This window comes from Nocardia noduli, from assembly GCF_019038455.1.
GTDB lineage: Bacteria > Actinomycetota > Actinomycetes > Mycobacteriales > Mycobacteriaceae > Nocardia > Nocardia noduli.
Map to the genome: position 1 here is coordinate 1 of NZ_JAFMPL010000142.1, position 16,491 is coordinate 16,491.

Consider the following 16,491-nt stretch of genomic DNA (forward strand, 5'->3'; position numbering starts at 1 on the left):
GGACTTTCCGGAGCTCTCGGCGCTGCCGGGCAACTCGGCTCCGACGTGGACTCCGGGCTGTCGATCGGGCTCGGTGGAGCGGGGCAGGCGGGGGCGGGGCTCGGTGCGGCAGTGGATTCCGGCGTCGGACTCGGCGGAGGTCTCGCTGCCGGTCCGGGTGGTGCCCTCGGTGCCGCAGGTCAGGCCGGTGCCGGTGTTGAAGGCGCGCTCGGTGCGGCCGGTCAGGTGGGTAGCGGGTTGGAGTCCGGACTGTCCGGCGCGCTCGGTGGTGCGAGCGCGGTCGGCGCGGGCGTCGGTGGTGCGCTCGGCGGCGCAGGTCAGGCCGGTGCGGGTGTCGACGGTGCGCTCGGAGTGGCCGGTCAGGTGGGTTCCGGTATCGAAACGGGACTGTCGGGGGCTCTGGGAGGCGTGGGTCAGGTGGGTGCCGGTGTGGAGTCCGGACTTTCCGGCGCGTTCGATAGCGCAGGCCACGTCGGCGCTGATGGAGCCCTCGGCGGTGCGGGCCAGGTAGGCGTCGGTGGCGCATTCGGTGGTGCGGGGCAGGTGGGTTCCGGACTGGAGACCGGCCTCGGCACCGCGGCGGACCTCGGCGCGGGTGCGGCAGGCGGTTTGACGTCGGGGCTGGATTCGTCCGGCCATATCGGCTCGGGTCTGGAGACGGGCCTGTCGACCGGTGGCGGTCTGACCGGCGGACTCGATTCGGGTCTCACGACCGGCGGTGAACTGGGCGCCGGCGCGGCCTCCGGGCTCGGCGGTGCCGTGGATTACGGTGTCGGCGCGGGTGGTTCGGCCGCCGGCGCGGGGTCGTTCGACACCGGCGCGCAGGCCGATTACGGCCACGGTGTCGGTGCGACGGCGTCGAGCGCGCTGTCCTCGACCGCGAATACCTGGTCGTCGCTGGATGTTTCGAGCGCATTCGGTTCGGGTCTCGACAGTTCGGTCACCGGTGAGGCCGGGTTGTTCGGCGCGGCCGACTCCGCTGTCGACGCAGGGATCGATCCGTCCGCCGACGCGTTCCTGCACTGAAAGAGGTCGACACCGCGATGGGGACTCAGACAACCACTCCGCCCGCCGCGCCCGCGGTACCGCTGCTGGCGGTGCTCGCCGACACCATCGCGGCGGCGCGCGCGGCAGGGCGTGACGATCTGGTCGGCCGCCTGGAGGCGGCGGCGGGCCGGGTGCGCGATCCGCGCCGCCGCATCGTCGTCACCGGACAGTCGGACCAGGGTAAGAGCCGTTTCGTCAACGCCCTGCTCGATATCGACATCTGCCCGGTGGGCGACGACACCACGACGACGGCGCCAATGCTGCTCGCTCCGGGCCCGAAGGCGCGGGCCGTGCTGGTGCTCGCGGGTCCGCAGCAGGGAGCGCAGGAAACCCGCGTCGAGGTTCCGATCGAGGAACTCGGCTCGGTCACCGCGCGCTCACCGATCACGCAGGGCCGACGAATCCTGCGCTGGGAGGTGGAGTTGCCGAATCCGCTGCTGGCCGACGGTATCGTCCTGGTCGACACCCCGGGGGTCGGCGGGCACGGAAGTTCCGGTGCGGCAGGGGTTCTCGGCATGGCGCAGGGAGCGGACGCGGTGCTCGTGCTCTCCGACGCGTCCACCGAACTGACCGAACCGGAACTCGCGTTCCTGCGTCAGGTCCGGGAACTGTGCCCGAATGTCGCGCTGCTGCTCACCAAGACCGATATGTATCCGCACTGGCGGCGGGTGCACGAGGCCGATCTGCGCCATATCGGCGCGGCCCGACTCGAAGTGCCGATCATTCCGGTGTCGTCGCTGCTGCGATCGCACGCGCTGCGGTTGCAGGACGCCCAACTCGGTGTCGAATCGGGATTCGGTGTGCTGTATCAGTTCCTGCGCGACCAGGTCGTCGCCCGCGATCAGGCCGCGACCAGGGAGCTGGTCGCCCGCGACATCCATTCGGCCGCCGAACATCTGGCGTTGGCGCTGGGCAGTGAGCTGGTCGCGCTGCGTGATCCGGGTCAGGGTGCCGCGGCGATCGGCGAATTGCAGTCCGCGCGCGCCTCGGCAGAACAGTTGCAGCGGCGGACGGCGGCGTGGCAGCAGACGCTCGCGGACGGCATCACCGATCTGGCGGGCGACGTCGATCACGATCTGCGAGATCGGCTGCGCGGCATCGCCCGTACCGGGGAGGAATGGATCGACGAGAACGATCCCGGCCGCAGCTGGGACAGCATCGCCGAATGGCTCACGGGCACGGTCGATACCGCGATCGGTGACAATCTGCTCTGGACTCATCGGCGCGCGGTCCTACTGGCCGAACGGGTCGCCGAACATTTCACCGATGTGGGCGCGGTCGAACTGCCCGATGTGCGCACGGGTCACGACAACGACGAATCCCGTTCCGGTGCGGGCACTCTCGGTGATTTGGAGCCGGATATCGGTTTCGCGAGCAAACTGCTCGTCGGTATGCGAGGTTCCTACGGCGGCGTCCTCATGGTCGGACTCGCCACCACGTTCGCGGGACTCGCCATGCTCAATCCGATATCCATCGGGGCGGGTGTCATCGTGGGCGGCAAGGCATTCCGCGACGACAAGCAGGCCCGACTGGCGCGCAGACGCAACGAGGCCAAGACGGCGTTGCGCCGTTTCGTCGACGATGTCGCCTTCCAGGCGGGCAAGGATTCCAAGGACCGGCTGCACCGGATCCACCGCGCGCTGCGCGATCACTACAGCGGCGTGGCCGAACGCAGTCTGCGCTCGATCGACGATTCGCTGCGGGCCGCGCAGGAGGCGGCGTCGATGGAGGCGGCGAGGCGCACCGAACGTTGCCAGGTACTCGAACAGCAACTGCGCGCCGTCGCGGAACTGCGCAGGCATGCCGACGCGGGGCAGCGGGCCATCGCCGCGACCGGCACCGCGACCCCCGTTGCCGCACCCGAGGAAAGGAGCGTCGGTACGGTAACCCCGTGAACAGCGAGACCGGGATCGCGCCCGGCATCGTGGCCGAGGCACATCGGCTGGTCGGTGCCGCACGGCAGGAATTCGCGCGCGAGCCGCGAGCGCGCGCGCTGCTGGCCGAATGCGCCCGACGCCTGGAGCAGCCGTTGCGGGTGGCGTTGGCGGGTTCGATCAAGGCCGGTAAGTCGACGCTGCTGAACGCGCTGGTCGGCCAGGACATCGCGCCGACCGACGCCACCGAATGCACCCGCGTCGTCACCTGGTACCGCCACGGTTCGACCCCCGGCGTCACGGCATACGCCCCGGACGGTTCCACCGCCAATGTGGTGGTGCGCCGTGGCGGCGGCACCCACGGGCTGACCTTCGATCTGGAACGCCTGAACTGGAACGCGCCCGGGCCGCGCCCGGTGGATCACCTCGAAGTGGAGTGGCCGTCGGCGACACTCGCCGCCACCACCATCATCGATACGCCGGGCACCTCGTCGCTATCGCGGGAAGTGTCGATGCGCACCGCGCGCCTGCTCACCCCGGAGGACGACCGGTCCGGTCGCGGGGCCGGGCCGATCCTGCCCGGCGCCGACGCGGTCGTCTACCTGCTGCGCAGACTCGATGCCACCGATATCACCTTCCTCGAACGTATCGGCGCGCGCGCCGGTCGGGGCGGCCCGCTCGGTGTGGTCGGGGTGGTTTCCCGGGCCGACGAGATCGGCGCCGGTCGTATCGACGCCCTGCATTCGGCGCGTGACGTCGCGGTCCGGTTCGCGGGGGAGTTGGAGCGAACGGGCCTGTGCCAGGCCGTCATTCCGGTCGCGGGTCTGCTGGCTTTCGCCGCGGCGACCCTGCGCCAGCAGGAGTTCACGGCTTTCGAGGCGCTGGCGGGTGTCCCGGTCGACGAACTCGGCGCCGCGATGCTGTCGGTGGACCGTTTCGCCCGCCCCGATATCGCGCTCCCGGTCGCGCCGGAGTTGCGCGCGCAGCTGTCCGAACGATTCGGCATGTTCGGAATCCGTATGGCGGTCACCCTGATTCGACTCGGTGTCCGCGATTCGGCCACCCTCGCCGCCGAATTGACCGACCGCAGCGGTGTCGACGAATTACGTTCGGTCCTCGACGTGCAGTTCGGACAGCGCGCCGACCAGCTCAAAGCCCATTCGGCGCTGTCGGCGCTGGCGGGGGTGCTCGCCGCGTATCCGGGCACCGCGGCCGATCGCCTTCGTCCTCGGGTCGGCACCCTGCTCGCCGACGTGCACGGTTTCGCCGAACTCCGGCTGCTCGGTCGCCTGCGCACCGACGAACTGACCCTCCCCCCGGCCGACCTGGCCGAACTCCATCGCCTGATCGGCGGTTCGGGAATCGCCGCGCACCTGCGCCTGGGCATACCCCCCGACACCTCCCCCGACCAGCAGCGCGCCGCCGCCGTCGCCGCCGTGCGCAAATGGCGCGACCGCGCACGTCATCCCCTGGCCGACCAGTTCACCCGCTCGGCCTGTCTCACCGCCGCCCGCAGCGCGGAAGGGACCCTCGGCCTCTCACCGGCTGAGTGATCACCGACGTTCCGGACACCCGCCGAGCCGCGCGGATCTGGCCCGGCGTGCGCATGCGGTCGATGAGGCCCTGCGAAATCGTCGTTGCCACCGAAATCCGGTGTGAACAGCGCGGCGCGGGGTAGGCGATCGGTATCCGAGCGTCTGGAGGTCGTGATGACTGAACGACAGGTAGTCGAGGAACTTCTGGAACAGGCCGGGACCACCTTCGCGGAGGAGGCCGGAATCTCCCTCGCGGACAAACCCGCGCCGCTTTTCCAACTCTTGGTGCTGGCCGAATTGCTGAGCGCGAGAATTTCGGCCCGGGTCGCCGTCGCCGCGGCGGAGGAACTCGTGAAAAGCGGCTATAGGACACCGCAGCGAATCGCCGATGCCGGATGGCAGGAACTCGTCGACGCGCTCGGCAGAGCCCACTACCGCCGTTACGACGAGAGCACCGCGACCCGTCTCGGCGAGGTCGCCACCGATGTGATCGACCGCTTCGACGGTGACCTGCGCAAACTCGCCGAGCAGGCCGACGGTGATCGGCGGCGCGCCGCCCGGTTGCTCGAACAGTTCAAGGGGATAGGCCCGACCGGGAGCGCGATATTCCTGCGCGAAGTGCAGCAGGTGTGGCCGTGGGTCCGGCCCTATTTCGACGATCGCGCCTTACAGGGCGCGCGCCGCCTCGACCTCCCCGGCAAGCCCGTGGAACTGGCGGATCTGGCCCCGCGCCGTTCGGCGGCCCTCGCCGCGGCACTGGTCCGCGTCACCCTCGATGACGACCTGGCCGAACGAGTCCACGCCACGGCGTCCTGATCGCAGCCGTCGGGAGTAGAACCTGCCGCGTCCGACCTCGGTCGGTGCCGATGGACCCTGCGCCGTGCTGGCCCGGTCGCCGACGGCGGGGTCGACGGCGTGTGTCCTGGTCGCCGGGCAGAGGGCTGACGGCGTGCTGCCCTGGTCGCCGGGAAACACGCCGCCAGCGTGTTGCCCCCGGTCGCCGGGACAAGGTCGACGGCGTGCCGACGCGGTCACCGAACAGCGACCGCCGGCGCCTCGACCACCCTCACGGCGTGAGAGCCCGCCCGGCGGGATCGATCAGAATCTTGGCGTGCGCCCCCGGATCGGCGAGGGCGGCGAACGCGTTGCCGACGCCGTCGAGTCCGACGGTGCCGGTGATCAGCGGCGCGGGATTCACCGTGCCGTCGGCGATGAGGTGCAGCGTGTCGCGGAATTCGCCGGGGTCGTAACCGAAGGCGAAACGCAGGTCGATTTCCTTGTTGACGGCCATGGCGGGCTGGAACCGGTCGGTCTCCATGCAGACGCCGACGACAACGACCCTGGTGAGTGGCGGTGCGGCGGTGATGATCTGGTCGATGACGCCGGGCACCCCGACGCATTCGAACACCACCGGCCCTTTCGGTCCGGCGTCCAGTTTCCCGGCCAGCCGGAACGCGTACCACCACGGCAGTTTCGGGGTGCCGCGCAGTTTCTCCATGGTGTCGAAGCCGAGTCCGAGGATGTCGGTGACGCCGTTGATCCTGCGTTTCGGCGCGGCGTCCCAGGGTGATCCGGCCGCCGGGTCGACGACGATATCGGCGCCGCACACCGTCGCCAGTTCGCGGCGGCGCGGGGAGAAATCGCTGGCGATCACGGTGCGCGCGCCCGCGGCTTTCAACATCGTGATCACCGCGAGCCCGATCGGACCGCATCCGATGACGAACGCGGTCTGTCCTTTGCCGACCTGTCCCCTGCGCACCGCGTGCCAGGCCACGGCCATGGGTTCGGTGAGGGCGGCGCGTTCGGCGGACAGTCCGTTCGGTATCGGCATGGTCATCGATTCCTGCACGACCACCTGCTCGGCGTAGGCGCCGGGCGCGGCGGTGGACAGCCCGGTCAGATGCGGTTCGCCGTCGCGGCGCACGATCGGCAGGGCGACCACCGGTGTTCCGGTACGCCAGCGTCGATGACAGTCCGGGCCGTAATCGACTATCGCACCGCTGAATTCGTGTCCGAGGACAACGCTCTGCGATGTCCGCATGAATCGGTCGTAGCCGGTGGCCGCCGCCAGGTCCGCCATGGCGTCGGCGTGGGTGCGGGCGTGCAGGTCGGAGCCGCAGATTCCGCAGCGGGTGACGTCGATGAGGATCTGCCCGGGTCCGGGTACCGGGGTGGGCAGATCCTCGACCGTGAATTCGGTGTTCGTGACGACCGCGGCCCGCATGACGATCTCCTCGCGTCGATGATGTGCGGCCCACGTTACTGCGGTCCACCGGCCCGGATCTCCCGGCGCGGCCCTCGTGGGTGGGAGTCGCCCACGGACTCCCACCCACTGCGTCAATCCGGTTCGCGCAGCACCGGGACGACCTCCTCGCGCAGGTATACCTCCAGGTCCCGGCCGTTGCGTCGAACTTCGACAACGGTGAGGCCGTGGCGGCTCGCGCTGGCCTTCAACCGGTCACGTGAGGTCCGCTCGACGCCGCCGCCGATCACCAGGACGCGGAATCGCCGGCTGTCGAGCGCCGTCAGCGCCTCCTCGTCCGCGGTGACACCCCGGGCGGCGAATCCCCACGTCTCCAGCAGTCCGATGGCGGCATCCACCGTCGATCGGCTGCGGCCTACGACGAGTACGTCCATCACACCGGCGCTCCTTCCTGAACGCGATCGTCGAATTCGTGCGCTTCGAGTGTGGCTTCGCGCGGCAGGGCCAGGAATCCGAGGCAGACCAGAGCGAGCAGGCCGATCCCGAACCAGAGCGTGTAGCGGAAGGTGTGGGCGAAGTTCACCGCGTTGGCCTCGCTCCCGGCGTCGGTCAGTATCTGTCCGACGGTCCCGCCCTCCGGTCCCGCGGGGGAAAGGCAACTGTCCGGGATCGCGGTGGGATCGACCTGCGCGGACCGATCGCGCACGCAGGCGGCGAAATCGGCGAGTATCTCCCGCACGCCGGGTTCGGGCACCCCCGCCGCGCTGAGTTCGGCGCGCACCTGCGGGACCACCGCTTCCACGCCGCGCGCGGAATCGTGATCGAGTTGGGTGAAGAAGACGACGCCCACCAACGCGACGCCGAGCGCGGTGCCCAATTGCTGGCCGGTGTTGAGCAGGCCCGACGCCGACCCGGCCTCGCGCGCGGGCACCTGACCGAGCAGCAGATCGATGGTCGGCGCGACCACCATGCCGAAGCCCGCGCCGGTCAGCAGCAGCGGGAAAACCATCTGCGGGGAGGTCATGTCCGCGCCGTAGTGGGCGGCGAGCCAGCCGTAGAGGCCGAAGCCCGCGGCGTTCGCCAGGCCGCCCGCGATCAGCACTCGCCTGCCGAAACGCGGCGCGAGCACGCCGACCGACACCCCGGCCCCGATACCCGCGCCCACCGCGAAGAACACCGAGGTGAGCCCGGCCCGCATCGGCGACCAGCCCAGACCGGCCTGCATGAACAGCGTCCACACCAGGAAGAAGCCGCCGAGCCCGATCCAGAACGCCAGCCAGCTGCCGAGTCCGAGGGCGAAGGGGCGCGAGCGGAACAGGTCGAGGTCGACCAGCGGCGAGCCAACGGTCCGCGCTCGTCGCCGCTCGTAGGCGATGAAGGCCGCGAAGGTGGCCGCCGCCACCGCCATCATGACGAAAGTCCATGCGGGCCAATCGAGTCGGCGTCCTTCGGCGAGCGGGAAGACGAGCAGCAGCATCGCCCCGATGGCGAGCACCATGCCGATGACGTCGAGTCGCGGCGGGTTCGACGAGCGGGAATCGTTCATGAACACCGCGGCCGCGACGAGCGCGACGATGCCCACCGGAATGTTGACCAGGAAGATCGGCCGCCACGCCAATCCGAACAGATCCCATTCCACGAGCACCCCGCCCAGCGCCAGACCGACCGCCGACGCGGATCCGCCGACGCCGCTGTAGATCGCGATCGCCTTGGCCCGTTCCTCTTTCGGGAAGGTGGTGCGGATGATGGCGAGGATCTGCGGCACCATCAGCGCCGCCATAGCGCCCTGGGCGAAACGGGAGGCGATGAGCGCGGCGGGATCGGCGCTCAGTCCGCAGGCCGCCGAGGCGAGGGTGAAACCCGCCATGCCGACGAGGAAGACGCGTTTGCGCCCGTAGATGTCGCCGAGTCGGCCGCCGGTGATGAGCACCGCGGCGAAGGACAGTACGTAGGCGGCGATGATCCATTCCAGCTGCGAGTACTCGACTCCCAGATCGTTCTGGATGCTGGGGATCGCGACATTGACGATCGTGACGTCGAGCAGGTCCATGAAGCCCGCCGCCAGGACGACGGCGAAGGCGATCCAGCGACGCGGATCCTGCGTGGGGGAGTCGGGCGGGTTTTCGAGGTCGGGTTCCACGGCGTTCTCTCTTCGATTCGATGGGATGTGCCGACTCCCAAACTATGCACCTCAAGTGACTATCAATCAAGATGGCAATCCTTAAGTGTGCATTAAGTGCGCTATGCTAGCGGGGTGACCGACGTCGATCCGTCCCCCGCGTCGCTGTTCGAGCGCCCGGCCTTCCTGCTCGGTCAGCTCGGTTCGCATACCGCGGGCCGCTTCTCCGACCTGCTCGAACCCGCCGGTATCGGCCCCCGTCATTTCGGCATGCTCCGGCTGTTGCGCGAACACGACGGGCAATCGCAGCAGCAGCTGTGCGAGACCCTCGGCATCCATCGCAATGTCATGGTCGGGCTGGTCGACGAGTTGGAGAAACGCGAACTGGTCGAGCGCCGCAAACATCCCACCGATCGGCGCGCCCACGCGGTCTATCTGCTGCCCGCGGCGCACGAGGTGCTGGCCCGCGCGTACGAGGCCGTCGACGCCCTGGAGTCGGAACTGTTCGCGAACTTCGGCGCGCAGGACAGGGCGACGTTGCTCGCGCTGCTGCAACGGCTGTCGGTGGACAACGGGCTGCGTCGCGGCATCCATCCGGGACTCACCGGCGACCGGAGCGCGCCACCGCCCTGTAGCTGACCGCCCCTGTAGCTGACCGCCCTGTGACCGACCGCTCGGCGACACATCGCTCGGGATCGTCGGGTCACAACTGACGCACATTGTCGCGGCGCGGTGGCAGGTGCGTGTCCGTCTGACGAGAATGGCGGCGCGGGCGGACTTTCTTCGGCGTCCGGGAATCTTTTCGGCCGACCGCCCGTTGAGCCTTTCGACAAGGTTGAGTGATATCGACTCAAGTTCAAGTTGACTCCCGGACGGAATCGGGTGCAGGATTGAGCCGACCACACTCAGCATTGCTGGGACCGTGCTCCGTGAGGTGTCTGGGGCGAGGTCTCGCGGCAGCGGAAAAGCCCGACTCGGGCCCACCGCGTCGCAGGGCGGCCCCCGCCCGGCACCCACACAACAAGTTTTCGTCAACTAGGAGGAATCACCATGGCTCGTGCGGTCGGAATCGACCTCGGGACCACGAACTCGGTCGTCGCCGTTCTCGAAGGCGGCGAGCCCGTTGTGGTCGCCAACTCTGAAGGATCGCGCACCACCCCGTCCGTCGTCGCGTTCGCCAAGAACGGTGAGGTCCTCGTCGGACAGCCGGCGAAGAACCAGGCGGTCACCAACGTCGACCGCACCATCCGCTCCGTGAAGCGCCATATCGGCACCGACTGGAACGTGGAGATCGACGGGAAGAGCTACACCCCGCAGGAGATCAGCGCGCGCACGCTGATGAAGCTCAAGCGCGACGCGGAGTCCTACCTGGGCGAGGAGATCACCGACGCGGTGATCACCGTTCCCGCCTACTTCGAGGACGCCCAGCGCCAAGCCACCAAGGAAGCCGGCCAGATCGCCGGTCTGAACGTGCTGCGCATCGTCAACGAGCCCACCGCCGCGGCCCTGGCCTACGGCCTGGACAAGGGCGACAAGGAGCAGACCATCCTGGTCTTCGACCTCGGTGGCGGTACCTTCGACGTCTCGCTGCTGGAAATCGGTGAGGGTGTCGTCGAGGTCCGCGCGACCTCCGGTGACAACCACCTCGGTGGCGACGACTGGGACGAGCGTGTCGTCTCCTGGCTGGTCGACAAGTTCAAGGCCAGCGCGGGCATCGACCTGACCAAGGACAAGATGGCGTTGCAGCGGCTGCGCGAGGCCTCCGAGAAGGCCAAGATCGAGCTGAGCTCCTCGCAGAGCACCTCGATCAACCTGCCCTACATCACCGTCGACGCCGACAAGAACCCGCTGTTCCTCGACGAGCAGCTGACCCGCGCCGAATTCCAGAAGATCACCTCGGACCTGCTCGACCGCACCCGCGCGCCGTTCCAGTCCGTGATCAAGGACGCGGGCATCTCGGTCAAGGACATCGACCACGTCGTGCTCGTGGGTGGTTCCACCCGCATGCCCGCCGTCACCGAGCTCGTCAAGGAGCTCACCGGCGGCCAGGAGCCGAACAAGGGCGTGAACCCGGACGAGGTCGTCGCCGTCGGCGCGGCTCTCCAGGCCGGTGTGCTCAAGGGCGAGGTCAAGGACGTCCTGCTGCTCGATGTGACCCCGCTGTCGCTGGGCATCGAGACCAAGGGCGGGGTGATGACCAAGCTCATCGAGCGCAACACCACCATCCCGACCAAGCGCTCGGAGACCTTCACCACGGCCGACGACAACCAGCCGTCGGTGCAGATCCAGGTGTTCCAGGGCGAGCGCGAGATCGCCTCGCACAACAAACTGCTCGGATCGTTCGAGCTGACCGGTATCCCGCCGGCCCCGCGCGGCGTGCCGCAGATCGAGGTCACCTTCGACATCGACGCCAACGGCATCGTCCACGTGACGGCCAAGGACAAGGGCACCGGCAAGGAGAACACGATCAAGATCCAGGACGGCTCCGGCCTGTCCAAGGAGGAGATCGACCGGATGGTCAAGGACGCCGAGGCGCACGCCGCCGAGGACAAGGCCCGCCGCGAGGAGGCCGAGACCCGCAACCAGGCCGAGTCGCTGGTGCACCAGACCGAGAAGTTCATCAAGGACAACGAGGACAAGGTGCCCGCGGACGTGAAGTCCAAGGTCGAGGCGGCCATCGCCGAGGCGAACGAGGCGCTGAAGGGCACCGATATCGCGGCCGTGAAGGCCGCGGTGGAGAAGCTCGCCACCGAATCGCAGGCGCTGGGCCAGGCCATCTACGAGGCCTCGGCCGCCGAGCAGTCAGCGAACGGCAACGGCACGCCCAACCCCGCCGACGATGACCAGGTCGTGGATGCCGAGGTCGTCGACGAGCCGGTCGACACGGAGAAGAAGTGACTCAGGGCAACTCCGAGCAGGAGCCGATCACCGTCGTCGACAACAGGAAGATCGATCCGGAAACCGGTGAGATCAGGGAGCAGGCGGCCGAGAACGGTTCCGCCGCCGCTGCCGAACCTGCCGACACCAGCGGTGAGCTCGCCGAGCGCACCGCCGACCTGCAACGGTTGACGGCCGAATACGCCAACTACCGCCGTCGCGTCGATCGCGATCGCAAGACCGCGATCGACGCGGCGAAGGCCTCGGTGGTCACCGAATTGCTCGGAGTGCTCGACGATCTCGACCGGGCGAGGGCGCACGGCGATCTGGAGACCGGGCCGCTGCGGTCGGTGGCCGACAAGCTCGCCGACGCGCTGCGCAAGCAGGGCCTGGAGGAGTTCGGGGCCGAGGGCGATCCCTTCGACCCGACCCTGCACGAGGCCGTGCAGCACGAGGGTTCCGGGCACGATCCGGTGATCGGCATCGTCATGCGCAAGGGTTATCGATTCGGCGACAGGGTGCTTCGACACGCGCTCGTCGCAGTGACCGACGCGGTGGCCGACACGGCCGAACCGGTCGAGCCATCCGAGACAGAGGCTTCGGATGCTGATGCCGAAGCGAACAACCGGTAGACCCGCGGGAAGCCGCGAACGCCGAATATCCGACACCGTGAGAGGAGGAGAGACCGGGTGAGTCAACGGGAGTGGATCGAAAAGGACTTCTACAAGGAGCTGGGTGTCTCCTCCAGCGCCTCGCAGGACGAGATCAAGAAGGCGTATCGCAAGCTCGCCCGTGATCTGCATCCGGACGCCAATCCGGGTGACGCCAAGGCAGAAGAGCGGTTCAAGACCGTCAGCGAGGCGCACGCCGTGCTGTCGGATCCGGCCAAACGCAAGGAGTACGACGACACCCGCAAGTTGTTCGCGGGTGGCGGCTACGGCCGCGGTGGGTTCACTCCCGGTGCGGCGGGCGGATTCTCGCAGGATTTCAATATCGGCGATATCTTCGGCAACGCCAACGCGGGCGACGGTGGCCTCGGAGATCTGCTCGGCGGCCTGTTCAATCGGGGCGGCGCGCGGACGACGAACCGTCCGCGCCGCGGCGCCGATGTGGAGACCGAGACGACACTCGGATTCCGCGAGGCCGCACAGGGCGTCACCGTTCCGCTGCGGATGACCAGTCCCTCGCCGTGCACCACCTGTCACGGCAGCGGCGCGAAGCCGGGGACCAGTCCCCGGGTCTGCCCGCATTGCAACGGCGCGGGCGTCATCAGCCGCAATCAGGGCGCGTTCGGCTTCAGCGAGCCGTGCGACGACTGCCGAGGCACCGGATCGATCATCGACGATCCCTGCGTCGACTGCCGTGGCACCGGCATCCAGAACCGGACCCGCACCATCACGGTGCGGATTCCGCCCGGAGTCGGTGACGGGCAGCGGATCCGGCTGGCAGGACAGGGCGAGGCGGGATTACGCGGCGCGCCCTCGGGCGATCTGTACGTGAGCGTGCACGTCAGCCAGGACAAGGTATTCGGCCGCAACGGCGACGACCTGACCCTGGTGCTGCCGGTCAGTTACAGTGAGTTGGTCCTGGGGACAACGGTTTCCGTGCCGACGCTGGAGGGTCGGGTCGGGGTCAAGGTGCCTCCGGGCACGGCCGACGGCCGGATTCTGCGGGTGCGCGGGCGCGGTGTGCCCAAGCGCGGCGGCGGCGCCGGTGACCTGCTGGTCACCGTCAAGGTCGCGGTGCCGCAGAAGCTCGACGACAGTGCCGCCGAAGCGCTGCGACGCTACGCGGAGGCGGAACAGACCAGCGGGTTCGATCCCCGCGCCGGATGGGCAGGTGCGTAATGTCCACTGATCCGAAGAAGGCCTCCGGTGGGGCCTCGCGTGCCGAGTTCTTCATGATCTCGGTGGCGGCCCAGTTGGCGGGCATGCACGCGCAGACTCTGCGCACCTATGACCGCCTCGGACTGGTGACGCCGCAACGCACTTCGGGCGGCGGGCGGCGTTATTCGGCAAGGGATGTGGAGTTGCTGCGCGAAGTGCAGCGGCTGTCCCAGGACGAGGGCGTCAACCTGGCGGGTATCAAACGGATCATCGAATTGACCAACCAGGTGGAGGAGTTGCAGCAGACCGTCGCCGAGATGGCGGCCGAGCTGGAACGACTGCGTGCGGGGTACCGGCCGGATTTCGCGCCGCCGCAACGCAGTACCGCACTGGTGGTGTGGAAACCACGCCACCAGCGCTGAGTTCACGAAAACTTCGGGCCCCGGGCTCGGCGCACTTCGCGTGTGCCGGAATCCGGGGCCCGAAGTCGTTTCGCGGGAGTCCGCGCCGGTATTCCACAGCTGTGCAAGCCCCCTGTTCACACCTGTGGACAAATACGCGTCGCGTCGGTTCGGGATCGTGTCGTGATGGGCGAGCGGACGTCGCGGTGGTGCGCACCGATCGGGGGAAACCATTCGGCAAACTTCCGATCGGGTCCCCGATTTCCGGACCGCGTCGGAAATGGTCGGATGCCTCGGGATTTCCCCTCCCGCCGCGTGGATTCGTTAGCCGACGGTAAGCGGGTCCGGATCCGAATCCGGCCGTTCGGATTCGGGCATCGCGCCGCCGGATCATCGGTCGCGCCGCAGCCCTCGCCCCGCTCGCGTTCCGCCTCCGCCCGAGCCGTGTCGGCGGCGGGTGACCGCGCTCGAGTTGCCGAAAAGTCGCTCCGGGGACGGGATTCGGACGAAGCTTGCAAAACGGATCGTGCGGATTCGGTGGATGGGTGTCCGAATCGACCTGGTATTAACGGTCTTTCAGTCGGTTTCTCGCGTGTTTCTCATTATCCATCCTCGTTTCGTAGAAATTACACGCTTGATGTTTAACAGTGACGTTCCGTAGCTGGCAAACCTCGCCTACACTCCTTGGCATCGGCTGCTGACGAGTGTCCCGCGGCACCTCACTCGCTGGCACGTTATGTGTTCCGAGTGCGAAATGGGGTTGTGACGCAAATGGATTCGCGCACCGTCGCTTTGATCAGAACCACGTTCAAGGCGGTTGCTGCGGAGGAGGGGGGTCCGGAGAAACTGGCCAGTTCGTTCTATGCGACATTGTTCACGGACTACCCCCACGTCCGCGATTTCTTTCCCGCGGCGATGGACTCGCAGCGTGACCGGCTGGTCAAGGCCATTTCCTACACGCTCGATCGGCTCGAGGAGCCGAACAAGTTACTACCATTCCTCGCCCAACTGGGGCGCGACCATCGCAAATACGGCGTCAAGCCGGAACATTACGTCGCGGTGGCCACCTCGTTGAAAACCGCGATGCGTCGCTTCGCCGGTACCGAGATGTGGACCGACGAGGTCGAGCAGGCCTGGGACGACGGATTGACCGTCATCGCCGAGACCATGATCGGCGCGGCCGATCAGGAGAAGACGCCCGCGGTCTGGTCGGGCACCGTCGTCGAGTCCCGTTCGGTGCTACGCAATCTCACCGTCGTGCGACTGCAACTGGACAAACCGATGAGCTATGCCGCGGGCCAGTACATGAGCGTGCAGGTGCCGTCCCGACCTCGGATGTGGCGCTACCTCTCACCCGCCGTGCCCGCGAACGCCAACTGCGAGATCGAATTCCACATTCGCAGCGTGCTCGGTGGCTGGGTCAGTCCGGCCATCGTCGGCCAGACCCAATTGGGGGAGACGTGGCTGCTCGGTTCGCCGCTCGGCGGTCTCGGGGTGCCGCGCAACACCAAGCGCAAGATGCTGATGATCGGCTGCGGCACCGGAATCGCGCCGTTGCGCGCGCAGATCATGTCGATGGCGCAGCGGCGAACCAATCCCAAGGTGCACCTGTTCGTCGGCGGTCACTATCCGTGCGATCTGTACGAACTCGAGACGCTGAGCCGACTGGCCGTGGCGAACAAATGGCTCACCGTCACCCCGGTGGCGGAGAACGACCAGAACCCGTGGTGGTATGTCGATTCCGGTGAACCCACGCCGGAATTACCCGGTCTGGAACCACGGATGACGGGACAGATCGGCAAGATCGTCGCGGGTTTCGGGTCGTGGGCCGATCGCGATGTGCAGATCGTCGGTTCGCCATCGATGGTGCAGACCACCAAGTTCCGGCTGATGGCGGCCGGTACCGAGACGAAGAACATCCGGCACGATCCGCTGTTCTGAGCGGATCCCGCCCGGCGGCGGCTCTTCGTCCGGGCGAAGGCCGGGATCCAGGCGGGTGACTACTATCCGCGAGTCTGCGAATGGATCCCGGCCTTCGCCTGGACGATGATCACCGCACCGGGATGGTCAGAGTCCTTCGACCTGGATGCGCTCGGCGGGCGTCCCGGTCTCGAGCAGACGATCCACCGTCGATCGCGTCATCCCCGGCGACCCGCAGACCAGTACCTGATGCGAGGTGAAAGCCCCGTGCGAGCCGACCACATCGGCGAGGCTGCCCTGGAGCAATTCGTCCTGTGAGAAGCCGATATCGACCTGGGAACGCCGGTGCCATTCGTCGATCCAGGAGGGATCCTCGGTGTTGTCCACCACCGGAACCACGGTGAGCCAAGGGAGTTCGTCCGCGAGAATGCTCAGCATATCGGCGGCGTACAGGTCGCGCGGGTAGCGTCCGCCGACGAACAGGTAGGTGCGCGGCGGCTCGGGTCGCCTGGCCAACTCCAGGATCATCGCCCGCATCGGCGCGAGGCCGGTGCCGCCCGCGATCATCACCACGTCGTCGCCGTCCGGATCGACCCGGAAGGAACCCGCTGGAGCCGAGATCCGCCATTCGTCACCGGCTTCGGTATCGACCACCAGTTGACCGCTGAGCCATCCGCCCGGCACGGTCC

At 68.0% G+C, this 16,491-nt stretch carries 15 protein-coding genes; 10 read left to right on the forward strand and 5 right to left on the reverse strand.

Translation table 11 applies throughout. The annotated features are described in order from the left end of the window. A partial coding sequence (locus tag JZ792_RS37900) for a hypothetical protein (RefSeq protein WP_216917720.1) occupies positions 1 to 639 on the reverse strand: 639 nt, incomplete at its 3' end. Between JZ792_RS37900 and JZ792_RS37905 the strand changes: the two genes are divergently transcribed. The 4 genes from JZ792_RS37905 (at position 610) to JZ792_RS37920 (ending at position 5,272) form a co-directional block, all read left to right on the forward strand. After that, a complete protein-coding gene (locus tag JZ792_RS37905; RefSeq protein WP_216917721.1) occupies positions 610 to 1,026 on the forward strand; it encodes a hypothetical protein in 417 nt (138 codons plus the stop codon). The two genes, JZ792_RS37900 and JZ792_RS37905, sit on opposite strands and share 30 nt — an antisense overlap. Before the next feature lie 17 nt (positions 1,027 to 1,043). Continuing rightward, positions 1,044 to 2,942 carry a dynamin family protein gene (locus JZ792_RS37910; RefSeq protein WP_216917722.1) on the forward strand — a complete coding sequence of 633 codons (1,899 nt, stop codon included), beginning with the start codon at positions 1,044 to 1,046 and terminating at the stop codon, positions 2,940 to 2,942. Between the two features lie 14 nt (positions 2,943 to 2,956). Further along, positions 2,957 to 4,474 carry a dynamin family protein gene (locus JZ792_RS37915; protein ID WP_438804430.1) on the forward strand — a complete coding sequence of 506 codons (1,518 nt, stop codon included), beginning with the start codon at positions 2,957 to 2,959 and terminating at the stop codon, positions 4,472 to 4,474. A gap of 156 nt (positions 4,475 to 4,630) precedes the next feature. Further along, positions 4,631 to 5,272 carry an HhH-GDP family DNA glycosylase gene (locus tag JZ792_RS37920; protein WP_216917723.1) on the forward strand — a complete coding sequence of 214 codons (642 nt, stop codon included), beginning with the start codon at positions 4,631 to 4,633 and terminating at the stop codon, positions 5,270 to 5,272. 250 nt (positions 5,273 to 5,522) lie between these two features. Here JZ792_RS37920 and JZ792_RS37925 read toward each other — a convergent pair whose 3' ends face one another. From JZ792_RS37925 to JZ792_RS37935, 3 genes are all read right to left on the reverse strand, one after another. Beyond that, the gene (locus tag JZ792_RS37925; protein WP_216917724.1) at positions 5,523 to 6,680 is read right to left on the reverse strand and encodes a zinc-binding dehydrogenase; all 1,158 of its coding nucleotides are present in this window, start codon (positions 6,678 to 6,680) and stop codon (positions 5,523 to 5,525) included. Between the two features lie 113 nt (positions 6,681 to 6,793). After that, on the reverse strand, positions 6,794 to 7,093 hold the full coding sequence (locus JZ792_RS37930; RefSeq protein ID WP_216917725.1) for a hypothetical protein: 300 nt from the start codon (positions 7,091 to 7,093) through the stop codon (positions 6,794 to 6,796). Further along, entirely contained in the window at positions 7,093 to 8,799 is a 1,707-nt protein-coding gene (locus JZ792_RS37935; protein ID WP_308165614.1) for an MFS transporter, read from the reverse strand. Before JZ792_RS37935 ends, JZ792_RS37930 begins: the two co-directional genes overlap by 1 nt. Positions 8,800 to 8,913: 114 nt before the next feature. Between JZ792_RS37935 and JZ792_RS37940 the strand changes: the two genes are divergently transcribed. The 6 genes from JZ792_RS37940 (at position 8,914) to JZ792_RS37965 (ending at position 15,823) form a co-directional block, all read left to right on the forward strand. Further along, entirely contained in the window at positions 8,914 to 9,417 is a 504-nt protein-coding gene (locus JZ792_RS37940; protein ID WP_216917726.1) for a MarR family winged helix-turn-helix transcriptional regulator, read from the forward strand. Positions 9,418 to 9,828: 411 nt separating this feature from the next. Then, positions 9,829 to 11,676 carry a molecular chaperone DnaK gene (dnaK, locus tag JZ792_RS37945; protein ID WP_216917727.1) on the forward strand — a complete coding sequence of 616 codons (1,848 nt, stop codon included), beginning with the start codon at positions 9,829 to 9,831 and terminating at the stop codon, positions 11,674 to 11,676. After that, the gene (grpE, locus tag JZ792_RS37950) at positions 11,673 to 12,287 is read left to right on the forward strand and encodes a nucleotide exchange factor GrpE (protein ID WP_216917728.1); all 615 of its coding nucleotides are present in this window, start codon (positions 11,673 to 11,675) and stop codon (positions 12,285 to 12,287) included. Before dnaK ends, grpE begins: the two co-directional genes overlap by 4 nt. 57 nt (positions 12,288 to 12,344) lie before the next feature. Next, entirely contained in the window at positions 12,345 to 13,502 is a 1,158-nt protein-coding gene (dnaJ, locus tag JZ792_RS37955; protein ID WP_109523182.1) for a molecular chaperone DnaJ, read from the forward strand. Continuing rightward, on the forward strand, positions 13,502 to 13,903 hold the full coding sequence (locus tag JZ792_RS37960; protein WP_109523183.1) for a heat shock protein transcriptional repressor HspR: 402 nt from the start codon (positions 13,502 to 13,504) through the stop codon (positions 13,901 to 13,903). The genes dnaJ and JZ792_RS37960 overlap by 1 nt, the downstream gene beginning before the upstream one ends. Before the next feature lie 750 nt (positions 13,904 to 14,653). Continuing rightward, positions 14,654 to 15,823, forward strand: a complete 1,170-nt coding sequence (locus JZ792_RS37965; protein WP_216917729.1) for a globin domain-containing protein — start codon at positions 14,654 to 14,656, stop codon at positions 15,821 to 15,823. 126 nt (positions 15,824 to 15,949) lie between these two features. Here JZ792_RS37965 and JZ792_RS37970 read toward each other — a convergent pair. Beyond that, the coding region (locus JZ792_RS37970; protein ID WP_216917730.1) for a ferredoxin reductase domain-containing protein at positions 15,950 to 16,491 on the reverse strand (542 nt) is incomplete at its 5' end.